The 18784-nt window shown below is 66.8% G+C and carries 14 protein-coding genes; 7 read left to right on the top strand and 7 right to left on the bottom strand.

Annotation, left to right across the window (positions count from 1 at the left end; genetic code table 11):
* Nucleotide 1 precedes the first annotated feature (1 nt).
* Entirely contained in the window at nt 2–1240 is a 1239-nt protein-coding gene (locus tag BST15_RS15895) for an MFS transporter (RefSeq protein WP_046191187.1), read from the bottom strand.
* 54 nt (nt 1241–1294) lie between these two features.
* Nucleotides 1295–1966 carry a cholesterol catabolism transcriptional regulator KstR gene (gene kstR / locus BST15_RS15890; protein WP_046191186.1) on the bottom strand — a complete coding sequence of 224 codons (672 nt, stop codon included), beginning with the start codon at nt 1964–1966 and terminating at the stop codon, nt 1295–1297.
* A gap of 217 nt (nt 1967–2183) precedes the next feature.
* Between kstR and BST15_RS15885 the strand changes: the two genes are divergently transcribed.
* On the top strand, nt 2184–4313 hold the full coding sequence (locus BST15_RS15885) for an acyl-CoA dehydrogenase family protein (protein ID WP_083071051.1): 2130 nt from the start codon (nt 2184–2186) through the stop codon (nt 4311–4313).
* A 38-nt stretch (nt 4314–4351) separates the two neighbouring features.
* On the opposite strand, the gene BST15_RS15880 is transcribed toward BST15_RS15885, so the two are convergent.
* Nucleotides 4352–5707 (bottom strand): maltokinase N-terminal cap-like domain-containing protein, encoded by a 1356-nt coding sequence (locus BST15_RS15880; RefSeq protein ID WP_046190809.1) that lies wholly within the window; start codon nt 5705–5707, stop codon nt 4352–4354.
* On the bottom strand, nt 5704–7494 hold the full coding sequence (gene treS, locus BST15_RS15875) for a maltose alpha-D-glucosyltransferase (RefSeq protein WP_046190810.1): 1791 nt from the start codon (nt 7492–7494) through the stop codon (nt 5704–5706). The genes BST15_RS15880 and treS overlap by 4 nt, the downstream gene beginning before the upstream one ends.
* Nucleotides 7495–7799: 305 nt before the next feature.
* On the opposite strand from treS, the gene BST15_RS15870 reads away from it, so the two are divergent.
* Nucleotides 7800–11891 (top strand): bifunctional nitrate reductase/sulfite reductase flavoprotein subunit alpha, encoded by a 4092-nt coding sequence (locus BST15_RS15870; protein WP_409366505.1) that lies wholly within the window; start codon nt 7800–7802, stop codon nt 11889–11891.
* Between the two features lie 12 nt (nt 11892–11903).
* Here the strand turns inward: BST15_RS15870 and BST15_RS15865 are convergent, their stop codons facing one another.
* On the bottom strand, nt 11904–12464 hold the full coding sequence (locus BST15_RS15865; RefSeq protein WP_046190812.1) for a hypothetical protein: 561 nt from the start codon (nt 12462–12464) through the stop codon (nt 11904–11906).
* A 23-nt stretch (nt 12465–12487) separates the two neighbouring features.
* On the bottom strand, nt 12488–13576 hold the full coding sequence (locus BST15_RS15860; protein ID WP_109370795.1) for a ferredoxin--NADP reductase: 1089 nt from the start codon (nt 13574–13576) through the stop codon (nt 12488–12490).
* A 173-nt stretch (nt 13577–13749) separates the two neighbouring features.
* Between BST15_RS15860 and hsaA the strand changes: the two genes are divergently transcribed.
* The 3 genes from hsaA to hsaB are packed head-to-tail and all read left to right on the top strand — an operon-like array spanning nt 13750 to nt 16431.
* Nucleotides 13750–14940 (top strand): 3-hydroxy-9,10-secoandrosta-1,3,5(10)-triene-9,17-dione monooxygenase oxygenase subunit, encoded by a 1191-nt coding sequence (hsaA, locus tag BST15_RS15855; RefSeq protein WP_046190814.1) that lies wholly within the window; start codon nt 13750–13752, stop codon nt 14938–14940.
* Between the two features lie 11 nt (nt 14941–14951).
* On the top strand, nt 14952–15854 hold the full coding sequence (gene hsaC, locus BST15_RS15850) for an iron-dependent extradiol dioxygenase HsaC (protein WP_046190815.1): 903 nt from the start codon (nt 14952–14954) through the stop codon (nt 15852–15854).
* Nucleotides 15855–15864: 10 nt separating this feature from the next.
* Entirely contained in the window at nt 15865–16431 is a 567-nt protein-coding gene (gene hsaB / locus BST15_RS15845; protein WP_046190816.1) for a 3-hydroxy-9,10-secoandrosta-1,3,5(10)-triene-9,17-dione monooxygenase reductase subunit, read from the top strand.
* 23 nt (nt 16432–16454) lie between these two features.
* Here the strand turns inward: hsaB and BST15_RS15840 are convergent, their stop codons facing one another.
* Nucleotides 16455–17315: an alpha/beta hydrolase gene (locus tag BST15_RS15840; protein ID WP_046190817.1), complete on the bottom strand. Its 861-nt coding sequence runs from the start codon at nt 17313–17315 to the stop codon at nt 16455–16457.
* 71 nt (nt 17316–17386) lie between these two features.
* Here BST15_RS15840 and BST15_RS15835 point away from each other — a divergent pair, with 71 nt between their 5' ends.
* Both BST15_RS15835 and BST15_RS15830 read left to right on the top strand, forming a co-directional pair.
* A complete protein-coding gene (locus tag BST15_RS15835; protein ID WP_131701194.1) occupies nt 17387–17863 on the top strand; it encodes a hypothetical protein in 477 nt (158 codons plus the stop codon).
* 118 nt (nt 17864–17981) lie between these two features.
* The coding region (locus tag BST15_RS15830; RefSeq protein ID WP_133053197.1) for a DUF222 domain-containing protein at nt 17982–18784 on the top strand (803 nt) is incomplete at its 3' end.

Genomic DNA, 18784 nt, shown 5'->3' with positions numbered 1-18784 from the left:
CTCAGGCTAGCGGGGGCACGGGGCGGCCGCTGGTTGCGGCCGTCTCCGGCATGGCGATCAGGTAGAGCACAAAGCCGGCTGCGGCGACCCCGGCCAGCGCGAGGAATGCCGCGTTGTAGCCGGCGGCCACCACGATATGCCCGGCGATGAAGTTCGACAGTGCGGCGCCGACACCGCAGGCCGCGGTGATCGCGCCCAGGCTGACGTTGAATCGGCCGGTGCCGTGCGTGACGTCCTGCACGACGAGCGGGAACAGTGCACCGAAGATCCCCGCGCCCACCCCGTCGAGCAACTGCACCCCCACCAGCCAGTAGGAGTTGTCCCAAACCGGGTAGAGCAGCCCGCGCATCGTCAGCACCGCGAATCCCACCAGAAAGATCGGCTTGCGGCCCCAGACATCGGCTTTGGAGCCCGTCAGATAGGCCACCGGGACCATCACCAGCTGCGCGGCCACGATGCACGCCGCCATCAGTGCGGTGCCGACCTCGCTGTTGACCAGGGCCAGTTCCTGACCGACCAATGGCAGCATTGCCGCATTGGCGAAATGAAACATCACCACCGTCGCTCCGAACACCAGCAACTGCCGGTTGCGCAGCAGCACGGCGAATCCGGACGGCTGCGGATGGGGCTGGCCTGCTCGATGGTCCATGCCGCGGGCCACGTCGTGATCGATCGCCGATTCGGGGACCCGCAGTGTGGCCACCACGCTCAGCGCGGCCATGCCGGCCAGCATCCAGAACACCACGATCGGCCCGTAGAAATAGGCCAGGGCGCCGGTGGCAGCCGCCGTCGCGGCATTGCCGGCGTGATTGAACGATTCATTGCGGCCGAGGCGTTTGGCGAACATCCGCGGGCCCACCACACCGAGGGTGATCGCGGCCAGCGCCGGCGCGAACACCGAACCTGCGATGCCGGTCAGCAACTGCAGGGCAGCGACGCTGTAGAAGCCCGGGAAAAGTGGCATCGCCAAGGCCGCGGCCGTGACCGCCAGGGCACCGACGACCAGCAATGCCCTTTTGGCGGTGGTGCGGTCGACCAGTGCACCCACCGGGGTCTGTGCCACCACCGCGGCGATGCCGCCGATCGCCATCACCAGACCGATCGATCCCTGGTCCCAATGGTGGGTCACCAGCAGGTACACCGACAGGTAGGGACCCAGCCCGTCTCGGACGTCGGCCAGCGTGAAGTTCAGTAGGTCCAGTGCGTGCGCCAGCCGGCGGGGGAGCGGCGCCGCCGTCATGGCCGTCACCGGTTCAGTATCTCCGAAGCAGAGCCGTCCCGCTCAGCGCTGGGACTAGACCTTGGGGCTGTCGTCGTCGCCGATCAGCAGGCGGACCGCCAGATCCAGCCGTGTGCTGAAGTCGCTGGCCGACGCTCGCCGGGTCAGCCAGGCCAGCAGGTTGGACAGCCAGACATCCGAGATCACTCGCGAGATGTGGTACTGCTCCTCGGTCGGTTCGCCGTCGCTCATCGCCCCGGCGAACATCGAGTCGATGAGCTTCTGGACATGATCGACCTCGCCGGCCGCCGAAGCGTCGGCGAAGACGTACGCCCGGGTCATGGCCTCGGTGAGCAGCGGATTGCGCTGCATGGCGCGATTGAGCTTGTTGACCACCAGGTTCAGCCGCTGGTGGCGCGTGGTCGCGGCGTAGGTCACCGGATCGGTCTTGGTGTCTACCCGCGCGATCTCCCGGCCCATCGCCGAGACCAACAGGTGAACCTTCGACGGGAAGTAGCGGTAGAGGGTTCCCACGGCCACGTCCGCGCGGTCGGCCACCGCCCGCATCTGCACTGCGTCATAGCCGCCCTTGGAGGCTATCGCCAGGGTGGCATCGAGGATGCGCTTGCGACGTTCGCGCTGCGCTTCGGAGCCGAGGTCGGATTCGGTCAGCACGGCCACGTTGACGATCTCACGCGGCTGGTGCGACGAGCCGCGGCCCGCGGTGCCCTCAGCTGATGACGACATGTGCTGTGCGGCTCCCTCCGCCGATCTGCTGGCCAATAACGATACGCACCGCGTAGTTGAATTTCGTATTCCCGATATCGCCCGGACCCGACGTGTCCAGCCATAACGGTTCGACTTGACGCTCCGACGCTGGCACTATTAGAACACGTTCTAGTGGTTGGTGGGGACGTTCGTGACCCGCCTCATCTCAAGCCGTCTCGACCCGGAGGAGACCAGTGTGTCCGTGACCATCAACGACGAACAGCTCGCCGCCCGCGAGCTGGTCCGCGACTGGGCCGCCGCCGCGGGCACCACCGAGGCGATTCGCGCCGCCGAGCTTGGCGAAACGGATTCCTGGCGAAGCGTTTTCGCACGCCTTGCCGACTTGGGCCTGTTCGGCGTCGCCGTCGCCGAGGAGTTCGGTGGGGCCGGTGGCCGGCTCGAAGACCTCTGCTCGATGGTCGATGAGGCCGCCAAAGCCCTGGTCCCCGGGCCGGTCGCAACCACCGCGCTGGCCACCCTGGTGGTCACCGATCCGCAGCTGGCCGAGGCCCTGTCGGCCGGTGAGCGCGTCGTCGGCGTTGCCACCGATACCTCCGCGGCAGCGGTGCGCTTCGACGCGCAGGCCGGCCAGGCCACCGGCACCGCCGACCGCGTCCTGGGCGCCACCGCCGACGGGCTGCTGCTGGTGCCTGCCGGTGACGACTGGGTGCTGGTGGACGCCGGCGCCGACGGTGTGGATGTCGAGCCGCTGGTCGCGACGGACTTCTCTCGTCCACTGGCCAAGGTCACGCTGTCGGCGGCACCGGCGGTACGGGTGGAGGCCGGTCACCGGGTGGAGAACCTGGTGGTCACGGTGCTGGCCGCCGAGGCGTCCGGGGTCGCCCGGTGGGCACTGCAGACCGCTGTCGACTACGCCAAGGTGCGGGAACAGTTCGGCAAACCGATCGGCAGCTTCCAGGCCGTCAAACACCTGTGTGCCGAAATGCTGTGTCGAGCAGATCAGGCCGCGGTGGCGGCCGCCGATGCCGCCCGCGCCGCATCGGATCCCGATGACCAACAGTTTGCGATCGCGGCCGCGGTGGCCGCTGCCATCTGCATCGACGCCGCCAAGGCCAACGCCAAGGACTGCATTCAGGTGCTCGGCGGTATCGGCATCACCTGGGAGCACGACGCGCACCTCTACCTGCGCCGGGCCTATGGCATCGGGCAGGCGCTCGGCGGGCCCGAGCGCTGGCTGCGCCGCACCGCCGCGCTGACCCGCGACGGCGTGCGTCGCCGGCTCGAGGTCGACCTCGGCCCGGACGGCGTGGCCACCGACGTGCGCGCCGAGATCGCCGAGGCCGCGGCCCGCATCGCCGCGCTGCCCGCCGACGAGCGTCAGCGCGCGCTGGCCGAATCGGGCCTGCTGGCGCCGCACTGGCCGGCTCCCTACGGCCGCGGTGCCGGGCCTGCCGAGCAGCTGGTGATCGACCAGGAACTCGCCGCGGCCGGCGTCGGGCGCCCCGACCTGGTGGTCGGCTGGTGGGCGGCCCCGACCATCCTCGAGCACGGCACGCCCGAGCAGATCGAGCGCTTCATTCCGGCCACGCTGACCGGCGAGATCTTCTGGTGCCAACTGTTCTCCGAGCCCGGTGCAGGCTCGGACCTGGCGGCGCTGCGCACCAAGGCGATCAAGGTCGATGGCGGGTGGCGGCTGACCGGTCAGAAGGTCTGGACATCGCGGGCGCATGACTCGCACTGGGGTGTCTGCCTGGCCAGGACCGACGCCGAAGCTCCCAAACACAAAGGCATCACCTACTTCCTGGTCGACATGGCGGCCGAGGGCATCGACATCCGGCCGCTGCGGGAGATCACCGGCGAGGCCCTGTTCAACGAGGTCTTCCTCGACGATGTTTTCGTGCCGGACGAGCAGGTGGTCGGCGGCGTCAACGACGGCTGGCGGCTGGCCCGCACCACCTTGGCCAACGAGCGCGTCGCGATCGCCGGTGGCACCGCGCTGGGCAACCCGATGGAAGAGCTCCTGCGGGCACTGGACGACCGTGAACCCGACACCGCCACCGCCGAGCGCCTGGCCCGGCTGATCATCGCCGCGCAGGCGGGTTCGCTGCTGGATCAACGCATCGCTCAGCTCGCGGTCGGCGGCCAGGACCCCGGTTCGGAATCCTCGGTGCGCAAGCTGATCGGTGTGCGTTACCGCCAGGAACTCGCGGAGTTCCGGATGGATGTTGCCGACGGCGGCGGCGTCGTGGCGGGGCGCGAGGTGCACGACTTCCTCAACACCCGCTGCCTGTCGATCGCCGGTGGAACCGAACAGATCCTGCTGACGCTGGCCGCCGAGCGACTCCTGGGCCTGCCCCGGGGATAGCTTCGGCCTCCTCCCGGAGCCTCAGCCGAGGTGGCGGGTCATGCGGCGGTGAGCCGGGCCAACGCCCGCAACGGAATCGGTAACCAGGCGGGCCGGTGCCGGGCCTCGTAGCCGGCTTCATACACGGCTTTGTCGACTTCATAGACGGCGAGCAGGGCCGCGTTGTCGCGGGGGTCGGTTCCTGACGCGGCGGCATAGCCGTCGCAGAACGAGTTGCGGCAGCGGTCCAACCACTCGCGGGCCCGGGTGGCCAACTGCCGGTCGCGTCCCTCTGGGGCCACATCGGCGAGCTTCCCATACGCGGCGTACTCGTAGGATCGCAGCACTCCGGCGACATCGCGCAGCGGTGAGTCGGGGCGGCTCCGCAGCGCCAAGGGCGTGCCAGGCTCGCCTTCGAAATCGATCAGGAGCCATCCGCTGGGCGTGCGCAACACCTGACCCAGATGCAGATCGCCGTGGACGCGCTGCACGGTGACCGGCTGCCCGGCCAACGCCGTATAGCGCCGTTCGATGGCCGGAAGGTGCGGGCGGATTGCCGGCACTATTTCCGCTGTCGCCGCCAACCTGTCCAACAGAGTCTGAATCGGGAAGTCTGCTTGCGTGGTCCCGAAGCCGGCGGCCAGGGAGCGGTGCACCGAAGCGACCGCCTCGCCGAGCCGGTAGGACTCACCGGCGAAGTCGCCGCCCACCTCGTAGGCATAGAGGTCGGCCTCGGCGAACAGGTCACGCACGCTGGCGGTGGCCATCGCCCACCCCTCGGCCGAATTCACCACGTACTCGCTGACCATGCCCAGCGAGTAGGGGACTGTGCCGGAGTCACCGGGCAGCTGGGCCTGGTAGGAACCCAGCAGGCGCGGTACATGCGGATTGCCGGCGCGACCCAGCTCCGCGTTCAACTCGATGTCGGGACTGATACCGGCCGTCAGACGCCGAAACGCCTTGAGGACCACCGCTTCCTCGGCGATGACGCTGGTGTTGCTCTGCTCGGCTTCCGAGACGCGCGAGTCGGCGTGAACCGGCAGCGACGCGGCTGGTTCCGACGTGAAGGTGATGGGACCCCGGGTGGCCGATGAATCGATGAGTGCCAACAGGAATCGTGCCGCTTCGGGGTCATACAGCGCGTCGTAGCCGGTATGGCCGTCGGCAACGCCGATCTTCGCGATCTGGGCGTACTCCGGCGCCAGATCGACATCCCAGCTCACCACCACCTGGTAGCGCTCCGCGGCGCCGTCGGCGTAGGCGACGTCGAGCAGTACCAGGTCCAGTCCCTCCCGCAACGTCACCACCAGCGCGGGTTTGGTGTGGGCCAGTTCCCGATTGTGCCCCGCATACCAGCGTCGGGTTGGCAGCCATTGGGCCCACGGCAGTCCCGCTGGTTCGCCGCGGCCGGTCATGGCATCTCCTCCTTTGTCTCAGACAGCTGAAACCAGTAGAAGCCATGTCCGGGCAGGGTGAGCAGGTAAGGCAGTTTCCCGATCCGCGGAAACTCCACCGAACCGGTCAGTTCTGTGGGCGTGTGGCCGTCCCAGTGCTGCAGATTCAATTCGATCGGTTGGGGAAACCGGGACAGGTTGTTGACGCATAAGACCGTGCCGGAGCGGTCACCGGGAGCTTCTCTGACGTAGGCCAGCACGGAAGGGTTGGATCCGCCCAATTCTCGAAATCCGCCGAGCGCGAAGGCGTCATAGCGCCGTCGAATGGCGAGCATGGTGCGGGTCCAGTTCAGCAGGGACGCCGAGGTGTCGCGTTGCGCCTCGACGTTGACGGCCTGGTGGCCGTAGATGGCGTCTTGAATGGGCGGCAGGTACAGACGTCCTGGGTTCGCGGTGGAGAATCCGGCGTTGCGGTCCGGCGTCCATTGCATCGGGGTGCGTACCGCGTCACGGTCGCCCAGCCAGATGATGTCGCCCATCCCGATCTCGTCGCCGTAGTACAGGATCGGTGAGCCGGGCAGCGACAACAGCAGGACGGTGAACAATTGGATCTGGTTGCGGTCGTTGTCCAGCAGCGGTGCCAGCCGACGCCGGATCCCCACGTTCGCCTTCATCCGTGGATCCTTGGCATATTCGGCGTACATGTAGTCGCGCTCGTCGTCGGTGACCATCTCCAACGTCAACTCGTCGTGGTTGCGCAGAAATATTCCCCATTGTGCCGTGTCGGGGATGGCCGGCGTCTGCGCCAGGATCTCCGAAATGGGAAAGCGTGATTCTCGGCGGACCGCCATGAAAATGCGTGGCATCAAAGGGAAATGGAAAGCCATATGGCATTCGTCGCCGCCGGCGCGCGGGTCCCCGAAGTATTCGACCACATCGGTCGGCCATTGGTTGGCCTCGGCGAGCAATACTCTGCCCGGGAACTCGTCGTCCACTACCTTGCGGCAGCGCTTGAGGAATTCGTGTGTTTCAGGCAGGTTTTCGCAGTTGGTTCCCTCGCGCTCGAACAGGTAGGGCACCGCGTCGAGCCGAAAGCCGTCGATACCGAGATCGAGCCAGAATCGCAATACGTCGATCATCGCGTCGGCGACCTCGGGATTGTCGTAATTCAGGTCGGGCTGATGCGAGAAGAAACGATGCCAATAGAATTGGCGCCGAACAGGATCAAACGTCCAGTTCGATTCCTCGGTGTCGACGAAGATGATCCGGGCGTCGGGGTAGCGCTCGCTGGTGTCGCTCCATACGTAGTAGTCGCCGTACGGACCGTTGGGCTCATGGCGTGACTGCTGAAACCATGCGTGAGTGTCGGAGGTGTGGTTCATCACGAGATCGGTGATGATGCGGATTCCGCGTCGATGTGCCGCGTCGAGCAGCTCGACAAAGTCGTCGACGGTACCGAACTCCGGCAGAACCTTGTAGAAGTCCCGGATGTCGTATCCGCCGTCGCGCAGCGGTGAGTCATAGAACGGCGGCAGCCACAGGCAATCGACGCCGAGCCACTGCAGGTAGTCCAGCTGATCGGTCAGGCCACGGAGGTCGCCGATGCCGTCGCCGTTGGAATCGCGGAAGGCCCGAACCAAGACCTCGTAGAACACCGCACGTTTGAACCAGGCCGGATCCGCGGGCAGGGCCGTGGCGTCGCCGAAGTCGTCTGCGGTCGGATGCTCCACCCGGCCATCCTCGACATGGCTGCCCGCCGCGGGGTCGGGCGGCGGCTGAGCAGACGTGTCGGGGGCGCCGGTGGCCATGCTTCGACAAGTACCCCATTCTGGACGTGATTGCCCCTCGGTGGGGGCCCAGCGCGGCGTCACTTCCCGGGCTCGGTGTGGCGCCCGTCACCGAAAAACGCTGGTTCCCGGCATTTTTGGGGCGGTCCGCGCCGACTGTCAGCATTCCTGCAGGAATATCGCAACGCGTGATAATCGTCCCGCAATGAGCGTGAAACCTGCGCGCGGCAGGCTGGCGGCAAGACCCCAACCACAGGAGGTGACCGCCGGTGTCCGTGCACGACCAGGTCGCCACCGTCTGCGCCTACTGCGGGGTGGGTTGTGGCATGGTGCTGCAGGTCGAGACCGACGCGGCCACCGGGCGACGGCACGTGGTCAGATCCTCCGGCGACACCTCGCACCCGAGCAACGGTGGCCGGCTGTGCACCAAGGGGGCCACCACCGCCGACCTGCTGGCGGCACCCGGCCGGCTGGAGTCGGCGCAGTTGCGTCCCGGCCGCGACGAGCCGGTCGAGCCGATAGATGTCGATACCGCCATCACCGCATGCGCGACCCGGCTCCGGTCAATCATCGACGACCACGGACCCGATGCCGTCGCGCTCTACGTCTCGGGCCAGATGTCGCTGGAGGCGCAGTACCTGGCCAACAAGCTCGCCAAGGGCTTCATCGGTACCAATCAGATCGAATCGAACTCGCGGCTGTGCATGGCCAGCGCAGGCAGCGGCTACAAGCAATCGCTCGGTGCCGACGGGCCGCCCGGCTCCTATCAGGACTTCGATCACGCAGACGTGTTCGTGGTGATCGGCGCCAACATGGCCGACTGCCACCCGATTCTGTTCCTGCGGATGATGGACCGGGTCAAGGCCGGCGCCAAACTGATCGTTGTTGACCCGCGTCGCACTGCCACCGCGGACAAGGCCGACCTGTTCCTCCAGATCGCGCCGGGAACCGATCTGGCCCTGCTCAACGGGCTGCTGCACATGATCATCGCCAACGGCCACACCGACGACGAGTTCATCGCCGAGTTCACCGAGGGCTGGGAGGTCATGCCCGGCTTCTGTGAACAGTTCACCCCGGAGGCGGTGGCCGGGCTCACCGGCATCCCCGAGGCCGACATCCGCACCGCCGCCGCGTGGATAGGCGAGGCGGCCAACTGGATGAGCTGCTGGACCATGGGCCTGAACCAGAGCACTCACGGCACCTGGAACACCAACGCCCTCTGCAATCTGCATCTGGCCACCGGGGCAATCTGCAGGACCGGCAGTGGGCCCTTCTCGCTGACCGGTCAACCCAATGCGATGGGTGGCCGGGAAATGGGCTACATGGGGCCCGGTCTGCCCGGTCAGCGCAGCGTCGTCAACGCCGAAGACCGGGAATTCGTCGAGGACGCCTGGCAGATCCCGCGTGGATCGCTACGAACCGAGGTGGGCGCCGGAACCATCGACATGTTCTCGCGGATGGCCGACGGCCAGATCAAGGCGTGCTGGATCATCTGCACCAATCCCGTTGCCACCGTGGCCAATCGCAAGACCGTTCTGGCGGGTCTGGAAAAGGCCGAGTTGGTGATGGTTCAGGATGCGTTCGCCGACAACGAGACCAGCGCGTACGCCGACGTGCTGTTGCCGGCGGCGTTGTGGACCGAGAGTGACGGCGTGATGGTCAACTCCGAGCGCAATCTCACACTGTTCAGTCAGGCGGTCGAAGCGCCCGGGCAGGCACTGCCGGACTGGCAGATCATCGCGCGGGTCGCGGCTGAGCTGGGCTACGCGCAGGCGTTCGACTACACCAGTGCGGAGGACGTGTTCGAAGAGATCAAGCGCTTCGCCAATCCCAAGACGGGCTATGACTTGCGGGGCATCAGCTACCAGCGGTTGCGTCAGGCGCCGGTGCAGTGGCCCTGCCCGCCCGAGAGTGACACTGATAGCCACCCGATCCGCTACCTCAATGACGGCGCGAGTCAGCGGATCCTTGTCCGCGGAGACGGCCACGTGCCAAAGCTGGCGTTCGCAACCGAGAGCGGTCGTGCGGCCTTCTTCGCCCGCCCGCACCTACTGCCCGAAGAGATGCCCGACGACGACTATCCGTTCCTGCTCAACACCGGTCGTCTCCCGCATCAGTGGCACACCATGACCAAGACCGGCAAAGTCGCCAAGCTGACCAGGCTCAACCCCGGTCCGTTCGTCGAGGTCCACCCCGACGACGCCGTCCGGCTCGGCATCGTCGAAGGTGACTCGGTGGAGATCGCCTCGCGGCGCGGACGGGCCGTGCTGCCGGCGGTGGTCACCGACCGGGTGCGGCCCGGAGACTGCTTCGCCCCGTTTCACTGGAATGACGCATTCGGTGAGTATCTGTCGATCAACGCCGTCACCAACGACGCCGTCGATCCGACCTCGCAGCAGCCCGAGTACAAGGCGTGCGCGGTCACGCTGGCCAAGGTCGTCACCCAGGCCCCCGAAGCAGACGCCGGGCCAACGCCGGCGCAGGAGGGGCACTTGTCCAAGGTCGACGCCCTCGCCGAGCTGCTGGCGATCACAGCGGATGTCGAGACGCCGCAGTTCGATTCGTCCCAGCGGAGCTATCTGGCCGGCTACGTGGCAGCGCTGCGCAGTGAAGCCGGTGGCGGCGTCGGCGTCGTTCCGACGTTGCCGCAGAGCGCGCCGTTCGAATCGGATGCCCGGATGTGGGTTGACGGTGTGCTGGCCGGATTGTTCTCGCACATCCTCCAGCCCGGACCCGTCCCAGGATCACCGCGGCCGGATTCGGTGCAGGCCGGCGGCGCGCGGCAACGCACGGCGGTCGCCGTGTTGTGGGCTTCGCAGACCGGTACCGCCGAGGAGGCCGCCCAGATGTGCGCGGCGCGGCTCGGCGAGCGTGGTGTGCCGGTCGCACTGTCGGGAATGGACGACTTCCCCCTGGCTGACCTGACGAATACGCCAGTGCTGCTGCTGATCACCAGTACCACCGGCGACGGCGACCCTCCGGACAATGGAAGCGCCCTGTGGGAAGCACTCAACGGGCCCGAGGCGCCGTCGCTGTCGGGCACCGACTACGCCGTGCTGGCTTTGGGTGACTCCAACTACGACGACTTCTGCGGGCACGGGCGCAAACTCGACGCCCGCCTGGCCGAACTCGGCGCGAGCCGCCTACTCGAGCGCGTCGACTGCGAACCCGACTACGAAGAGGCCGCCGCCGGGTGGCTCGAGGAGATCGGCGCCGTGCTGGCCCAGACGAAGGTGACGGCGGGCGATGCTCCCTCGGTGCCGCTGTCGCCTGCGGCCCGGCCGTCCCCGGAGCCGGAGCTCTACGGCAAGAAGAGGCCACTGGTGACGGCCCTGGTCGGCAACACCCGGTTGAGCGGGCCGGGGTCGGCAAAAGACGTGCGGCAGTTCGTCTTCGAGCTGCCCGAGAACACCCTGCGCTACCAAGCCGGTGATGCCCTGGGCGTGTGGCCGCGCCACCACCGCGACCTGGTGGAGGAGTGGCTGGCCGTCACCGGCCTCGACGGTGACGAGGCGGTGGAAGTCGTCGAGGGGCAGCTCATGGCCTTGCGTGAGGCGCTGCGGGAGCGGTACGCGATCGCCCGGCTCAACCCGGACCTGGTGCGGTTCGTCGGCGAGCGCAGCGGCAGTGCGGAGCTGGCCGAGCTGACCAAACCGGAGAACAAGGCACAGTTCGCAGACTGGGCCTGGGGGCGCCACCAGATAGATCTACTGACCGAATTCCCGGTGCGGGTCTGCGCGCAAGAGTGGCTCACAGTTCTCAAACCCCTTCAGCCACGGCTGTATTCGATCTCGTCGAGTCCCAAGCAGAATCCGGGCGAGGTTCAGCTGACCGTTTCCACGGTGCGCTATGACTTTCGGGGACGCCCCCGTCGTGGTGTCTGCTCGACATATCTGGCCGACGCGGCCGCGGCGGATGGCGTGGGGATCTTTGTGCAGAAGGCCGCCCATTTCCGGCCGCCGCGGGAGCCGGAAACGCCGATGATCATGGTCGGCCCCGGAACAGGGATCGCACCGTTTCGGGGTTTCTTGCATGAGCGGCGGGCGCTGGGTCACTCGGGCGCGAACTGGCTGTTCTTCGGAGAGCAGCACGCGGCCACCGACTTCTACTACCGCGACGAGATCACCGGCATGCATGCCGACGGATTCCTCACCGAACTCGATCTGGCGTTCTCGCGTGACCAGCCGGAGAAGATCTACGTGCAGCACCTGATGCGTCGTCGGGGTGCGCAGCTGTGGCGGTGGCTTCAAGAGGGCGCGCATCTCTACGTCTGCGGCGATGCGTCGCACATGGCCAAGGAAGTCGAGGCCACCGTCGTGGCGATTGCCCAACAGCACGGCGGCCTCGATCTCGACGCGGCGAAGGGCTATGTCCGGTCGCTGGCAGCGGCCGAACGCTATCAGCGCGACGTGTACTGACCCGGGTTCCCGCTAGGAGAACACCGTCTGCGCGCACGTGGACGGCGTGGTGAGGTTGACGCCGCTGTAGACCACCTGCACATGGGTGCAGACGATCACGTTGGCATCGGTCTTGGGCCGGCCGGTCGTGTATTCCAGCACGTCGATACTGCCGTTGGTCTGGTACATCTCTGGCGGTCCCGAGCCGTTGTAGATCGAGGTGATCACCGCACCGGTGCCGTCCTTGAACACTTTGGTTCCGGGGCCGCCACGGTCTTTGAACCAGCCCTCACCGCCGTCGGTGTGTACATCCAGATAGGCGGTGCGCTTCGACGAGCGGATCTCGGTGCTCTGGCGGGCCCACAGATCCGGCGGGAACCCGGTCATGCCCTCGGGCGTCTGCAGCTGCACCCCGACGGTGAACCGGCACAGCGGCGGCGCGCTGCAATCCACCCAACTGTGGGTCTGCAGCTGGTCGACGTCGTTGACCGGGAACAACGAGGTCTTGGTATCACTGGCGGCCGACGCGACTGCGGACGGGAACAGCGCCCCCAACAGCGTCAAGGCGGCCGGAACGATCAGCAACCGCTTCATGTCGCACCAACCTAGACCCGTGATCACTCGTCGTAGGTCACTTCCACCGAATCGGTCTCGGGGTGGGCCTGGCAGCTCAGGATCAGGCCCTCGGCGAGGTCCTGAGGTTCCAACACGTCGTTGATCTCCATGCTGACCTTGCCCTTCTTCAGCTCGCACGCGCAGGCCCCGCAGTGACCCTCCCGGCAGGAGAACGGGGCGTCCAGGCCCTTGTCGAGCAGCAGGTCAAGCAGCTTGACGTGCCGCGGCCAGACCAGCTCGTGCTTGGTCCCGTCCAGCTCGACGATCACGGTCGCCGGCGCCTGTGCCGCCTCGCCTTCGGGTGCGTCTTCGATCGTGACCGCGGCGAACGGGTCGCCCTCCAGCGACTTGAACACCTCCAGGTGGACCTGCTCGGCCGGCACCTTGCAGGCATCGAGGGCTTCGCGGGCGGCCTGCATGAACGGGCCCGGACCGCAGATGAACACCTGCCGGTCGGTGTAGGGCGCCGCCAACTGTGCCAGCGCCGCGCGGCTGGGCAGGCCCTGGACCGATTCCAGCCAGTGCACCACCGTCAGCCGGTCGGGGTACTCGGCGACCAACTCGCGCAGCGCGGCACCGAAGATCACCGAGCGCTCGTCGCGGTTGGCGTAGAACAACACCACCTTGCCGGTGCCCTGAGACAGCGCGGATTTGCAGATCGCCATCATCGGGGTGATCCCGCTACCGGCGGCCAGCAGCAGAAAGTCGCTGTCCAGGGATTTCGGCACGAAGGTGCCCGACGGTGCCAGCACGTGCATGCGCATCCCGGGGCGGGCGTTATCGCACAGCCAGTTGGAGGCATAGCCCTCGGCGGTTCGCTTGACGGTGACCGCCAGCGCATCGTCGGTAAACGGCGAGCTGCACAGCGAGTAGCAGCGGGCCACCGAGCCGGTCTGGTCGCTGGGGATCCGCAGCGTCAGGAACTGGCCCGGCGAGTACTTCAACCGCTGCTCGGGGATCTCCGGATCGTCCGGCCCGTCGGGCACGCCGAACACCAGCGAGCGTGCGTCGTCGGTCTCGACGACGACTTGCGCGATCTGCAGTTCCAGCACGTGAGCGCCGAGTGGTTCGTCCGGAATGGTCTCCGTCACGGGCCGCCCTTCATCTTCGGTCATAACTAGAACAGGTTACAGAAAAGCGGTCCGGTATCGCTACCAGCTGCAGGAACACCCCGCTCGACACAAATCGGAACGTGTTCTAATCTCACACTAGGCTGGTTGGAAAACACCACCGATGAACCTGTTCACTCCTGGGAGGCAATCTAGTGACGTCCATTCAACAGCGTGACGCGCAGTCGGTGTTGGCCGCCATCGACGACCTTCTTCCGCAATTGCGTGAGCGCGCCCAGGAGACCGAAGACCTGCGCAAGCTGCCCGACGCCAACGTCGCGGCGCTCGAGGAGGCCGGCTTCTTCCGGCTGCTGCAGCCCGAACAGTGGGGCGGCCTGCAGTGCGACCCGACCGTCTTCTACGAGGCGGTGCGCCGGTTGGCCAGTGCCTGTGGTTCCACCGGATGGGTCGCCGGGATCATCGGCGTGCACAACTGGCACCTGGCGCTGTTCGACCAGCAGGCCCAGGAAGACGTCTGGGGCCAGGACACGAACGTCCGGATCTCCTCGTCCTACGCCCCGATGGGCGCCGGCGTCGTCACCGAGACCGCCGACGGCTACATCGTCAACGGTTCGTGGAACTGGTCGTCGGGCTGCGACCACGCCACCTGGGCATTCCTCGGCGGTCCGGTGATCAAGGACGGCAAGCCGGTCGACTTCGGCAGCTTCCTGATCCCGATCTCCGACTACCGCATCGACGACGTCTGGCACGTGGTGGGCCTGCGCGGCACCGGCAGCAACACCGTCGTGGTCAAGGACGCCTTCGTGCCGAGGCACCGCTTCTTGTCCTACCGGGCGATGAACGACGGCACCGCCGGCGGCTACCAGACCAACACCGCGCCGGTCTACAAGATGCCGTGGGGCACTGTCCACCCCACCACCATCTCGACGCCGATCATGGGCATGGCCTACGGCGCCTACGAGGCGCACGTCGAGCACCAGGGCAAGCGGGTGCGCGCGGCGTTCGCCGGTGAGAAGGCCAAGGACGACCCGTTCGCCAAGGTCCGGATCGCCGAGGCCGCCAGCGACATCGACGCCGGCTGGCGTCAGCTGATCGGCAACGTCGGCGACGAGTACGCGCTGCTGGCCGCCGGTCAGGAGATCCCGTTCGAGCTGCGGGCCCGCGCCCGGCGCGACCAGGTGCGTGCCACCGGCCGGGCCATCGCCTCCATCGACCGGCTCTTCGAGGCGGCCGGTGCCACCGCGCTGTCCAACGACGCACCGGTGCAGCGGTTCTGGCGCGACGCCCACGCCGGGCGCGTACACGCGGCCAACGACCCGGAGCGCGCATACATGATCTTCGGAAACCACGAGTTCGGGTTGCCGCCCGGCGACACCATGGTCTGAGGGATCACGGCATGACGATGATCAAGGCGCTGGGTTACATGCGCATCGAGTCCACTGACGTCGCCGCCTGGCGTGAGTTCGGACTCAAGGTGCTCGGCATGGTTGAGGGCCAGGGCACTGTCCCGGGTGCGCTCTACCTGCGGATGGATGACGTCGCGGCTCGCCTGGTGATTGTGCCCGGCGAGAGTGACCGGTTGTTGGTCTCCGGCTGGGAGGTGGCGGATGCGCCGGCGCTGGAGCAGCTGCGGCAGACGTTGACCGCCGCCGGTGTCGAGTTCGAGGAGGGCACCAAGGATGAGCTTCTTGACCGCAAGGTCGAGGGCCTGATCCGATTCCAGGACCCCGCGGGCAACACCCTTGAGGCCTTCTACGGAATCCAGTACCTGGGTCGGCGCTTCGTCAGCCCGTACGGCCACACCTTCGTCACGGCGGAACAGGGGCTGGGGCATGTGGTCCTGACCTGCGACGACGATGCTGCCGCGCAGGCTTTCTACCAGGATGTGCTGGGCTTCCGGTTGCGCGACTCAATGCGGCTGCCCCCGCAGATTGCGGGCCGCCCGGCCGACGGTGACCCGGTATGGCTGCGTTTCTACGGCTGCAACCCGCGTCACCACGCGCTGGCGTTCATGCCGATGCCCAACCCGACCGGCATCGTGCACCTCATGGTTGAGGTGGAGAACTCTGATGACGTCGGGCTGTGCCTGGATCGCGCCAACCGCCGGAATGTGAAGATGTCGGCCACGCTGGGACGGCATATCAACGACAAGATGCTGTCCTTCTATATGAAGACGCCCGGTGGCTTCGACATGGAATTCGGTTGCGAAGGACTGGAAGTCGAGGACGAGAGCTGGATCGCCCGCGAGAGTGTCGGGATCAGCCTCTGGGGCCACGACTTCAGTGTCGGCTTCAAGTAGGTTGCGCGATATGACCTCACCGCAGATTGACCCGCGCGCGTTCCGCAATGTGCTGGGCCAGTTCTGCACCGGAATCACCATCATCACCACCGTGGATGACGGCGTACCGGTGGGCTTCGCCTGTCAGTCGTTTGCCGCGCTGTCGCTGGATCCGCCGCTGGTGTTGTTCTGCCCCACTAAGCAGTCACGCTCCTGGCAGGCAATCGAGTCCAGTGGAAAGTTCTGCGTCAACATCCTTGCCGAGGAGCAGAAGGATGTCTGTGCGCGTTTCGGTTCCCGTGAACCGGACAAGTTCGCCGGCGTGGAGTGGCAGCCGTCCCCGTTGGGCTCGCCGATCCTGACCCGCTCGCTGGCCCACATCGACTGCACGGTGGCCTCGGTGCACGACGGGGGCGATCACTTCGTGGTGTTCGGTGCGGTGCAGTCGCTTTCGGATGTCCCCGAGGTGAAGCCGCGGCCGCTGCTGTTCTATCGCGGCGACTACACCGGAATCGAGCCGGACAAGACCACTCCGGCGCACTGGCGTGATGACCTGGAGGCGTTCCTCACCGCCACCACAGACGACACCTGGCTGTAGCAAACGCAGTCGCGTCGTGAGATTCAGGCTCGGGGGAGCGCTCTGAGCCAGTGCACCTGATCGGCGATGATCTGGGCCGAAGCGGAGCCGGTGAACGGCGCGAAATGATGGACATCGTAGTTCTTGCGGGTTTCCATGGGCGCCCGCCGACTGAGCCGCTCGATGGCGCGTGCAGACACCGTGATGTCTCTGTCGCCGGCCTGGATCAGTACCGGACAGTTGAGTTTCCGGGCCCGGACAACGGGACGCCAGAGCGGCAGGCGCAGAGCCAGGCCGGCATGCACTTCGTTGCGCCAACCCGGTGACGCGACGGACAGAAATCCCTCCAGTTCGCCGGGGAAGGTCACTCCGGCACGGCCGCCGGGGGCAGCGGCCACCGGCACCAGAGCGTCCCGCAAGCCCTGCGCTGTCAGCCACAGCGTATTTCCGGGGTCCACTCTCAGTCCGTGGACCGTCCGCCATCTGCCGTCGAGGAATGGGCAGAGCAGGATTACGCCGCTCACGCGCTGATCTGCGGAGGCTGCCTCCACCGCGGTCCCACCGCTGAGCGAGTAGCCCCAGAGGATGATCTGATCGGGATCAATTCCCTCGAGCGTCCGCGCGAAACCGATCGCGGCCATCCGATCTTCGAGCTGCTCCGAAACGCGGATTCGCTGCCGCGGAACGCCTTGCGAGTCGCCCAGATAGCGATGGTCATAGGCGAGGACGGCATACCCGGCATCGGCCAGCGCCTCAGCGTAATCGCCGAGCCCGTCATGGCGAGTCAACGCAAAGCCGTGCGCCATGATGACGCAGGGAACATCGCCCCGGGCATCGCTCGGTCGATAAAGCCAGCCCGCGCAGGGCGTCCCAGCGGAGAGGAACGTGACGTCCGCTCGATTCATGGACCGCAATCTAGCTGACGCCAGGTGCCGATAACGGCGATTCCCCTGGCCGCTCGGCTACCATGCTGCGGGTGAGGCGACTTGGTTGGACTACGACGGCGACTCTGGCCTACGCCACGGTGATGCTGGTGCTGGAGCGCGGGATGCAGAAGACCGGCGGCCCCGGAATCATTGGTTTCGAACTGGCCGGCAATGCCGAACGCGCGCAGGAGATCCTGACCACTTGGGGCGAGCAGGGCCGGCGCTGGGCGCGCTGGTCGTTGTGGCTCGATTTTGGCTACATGTTGACCTACGGAACCCTGGCGCTGATGCTCGTCGAGCGTGCCCGTAGTCGCCACGGGCATCCGATTGCGTTGCGACTGCTGCCTATCGGCGCAGTGGCCGGCGACGCCGTGGAGGGCGTGGCGCTGCTGAAGGTGCTCGACGGTGCCGCGCCGGACGCCAATGCCCGACGTGCACGTACTGCGGCAGTTACCAAATTCGCACTGCTCGGGATTGCGACGGCATACGTCGGGATTTGTTCAGTGCCAAGGTTCTCGCGCACGTAGTGCGAGGGCGCGGCGGCCGTCCGGAAGCCGATTGATCACTGTATTCACTTGTGTCACTGTGGTTTTAGGTGTGGTTGAGTTTCCGTGACTTGTCGGACCCCGCCGCTACTCTTAGCACATGCGTTCGAGTGGCCGTGAGGAAGTCGTCGAAGCCTTCGACGCGCTCTCGGCTGACCTGGACCGGGCGTTGGAGTTGGACTTCGACGCACTGACGCCGCGGGAATGTGTGGCCCTGCTGCGGCGCTGCGAGAAGCTGCGACGCCGCCTTCCGGCGGTGGAGCATCCACTGGTGAATCAGCTGGCCGCCGCCGACCCGGCCGAGGTCGGTGGCAAACCCCGCTGGATCCTGGCCGACGAGTTGCACATCACCCGCGGCGAAGCCGGACGCCGTATCGCCGAAGCCGCCGAACTCGGAGCCCGCCGAACGTTGACCGGCGAGCCGTTGGAACCGGTACGGCCCGCGGTGTCCTCCGCGCAACGAGCCGGCACCATCGGTGCGGGACATGTCGCGGTGATTCGCTCCTTCTTCAGCTACCTACCCAACGGAATCGATGCCGGTACCCTGGCCCAGGCCGAAGCGCACCTGGCCGAACTGGGTGCCCAATGCCGGCCCGATGAGCTCTCCAGGCTCGCCTCACGCCTCGCTGATCATCTGCACCCCGACGGCAACCACACCGACGACGATCGTGCCAAACGCCGTGGTGTGGTGCTGGGCCCCCAAGACCGCGACGGCATGAGCCCCATCAAGGGCTACCTCGACCCGCAAGCACGAGCCACCCTCGATGCCGTCCTGGCCCGCTGGGCCGCCCCCGGCATGTGCAACCCCACCGATACCACCCCCTGCACCAGCGGCACCCCGTCGCAAGCTGCCATTGATGCCGATACGCGTAGTGCCGGGCAACGCAACCACGATGCCCTGAC

Source organism: Mycolicibacter arupensis (assembly GCF_002086515.1).
Lineage (GTDB): Bacteria > Actinomycetota > Actinomycetes > Mycobacteriales > Mycobacteriaceae > Mycobacterium > Mycobacterium arupense.
Note: the sequence above shows the minus strand (reverse complement) of the source record. Positions and strands in the feature narration are given on the sequence as shown.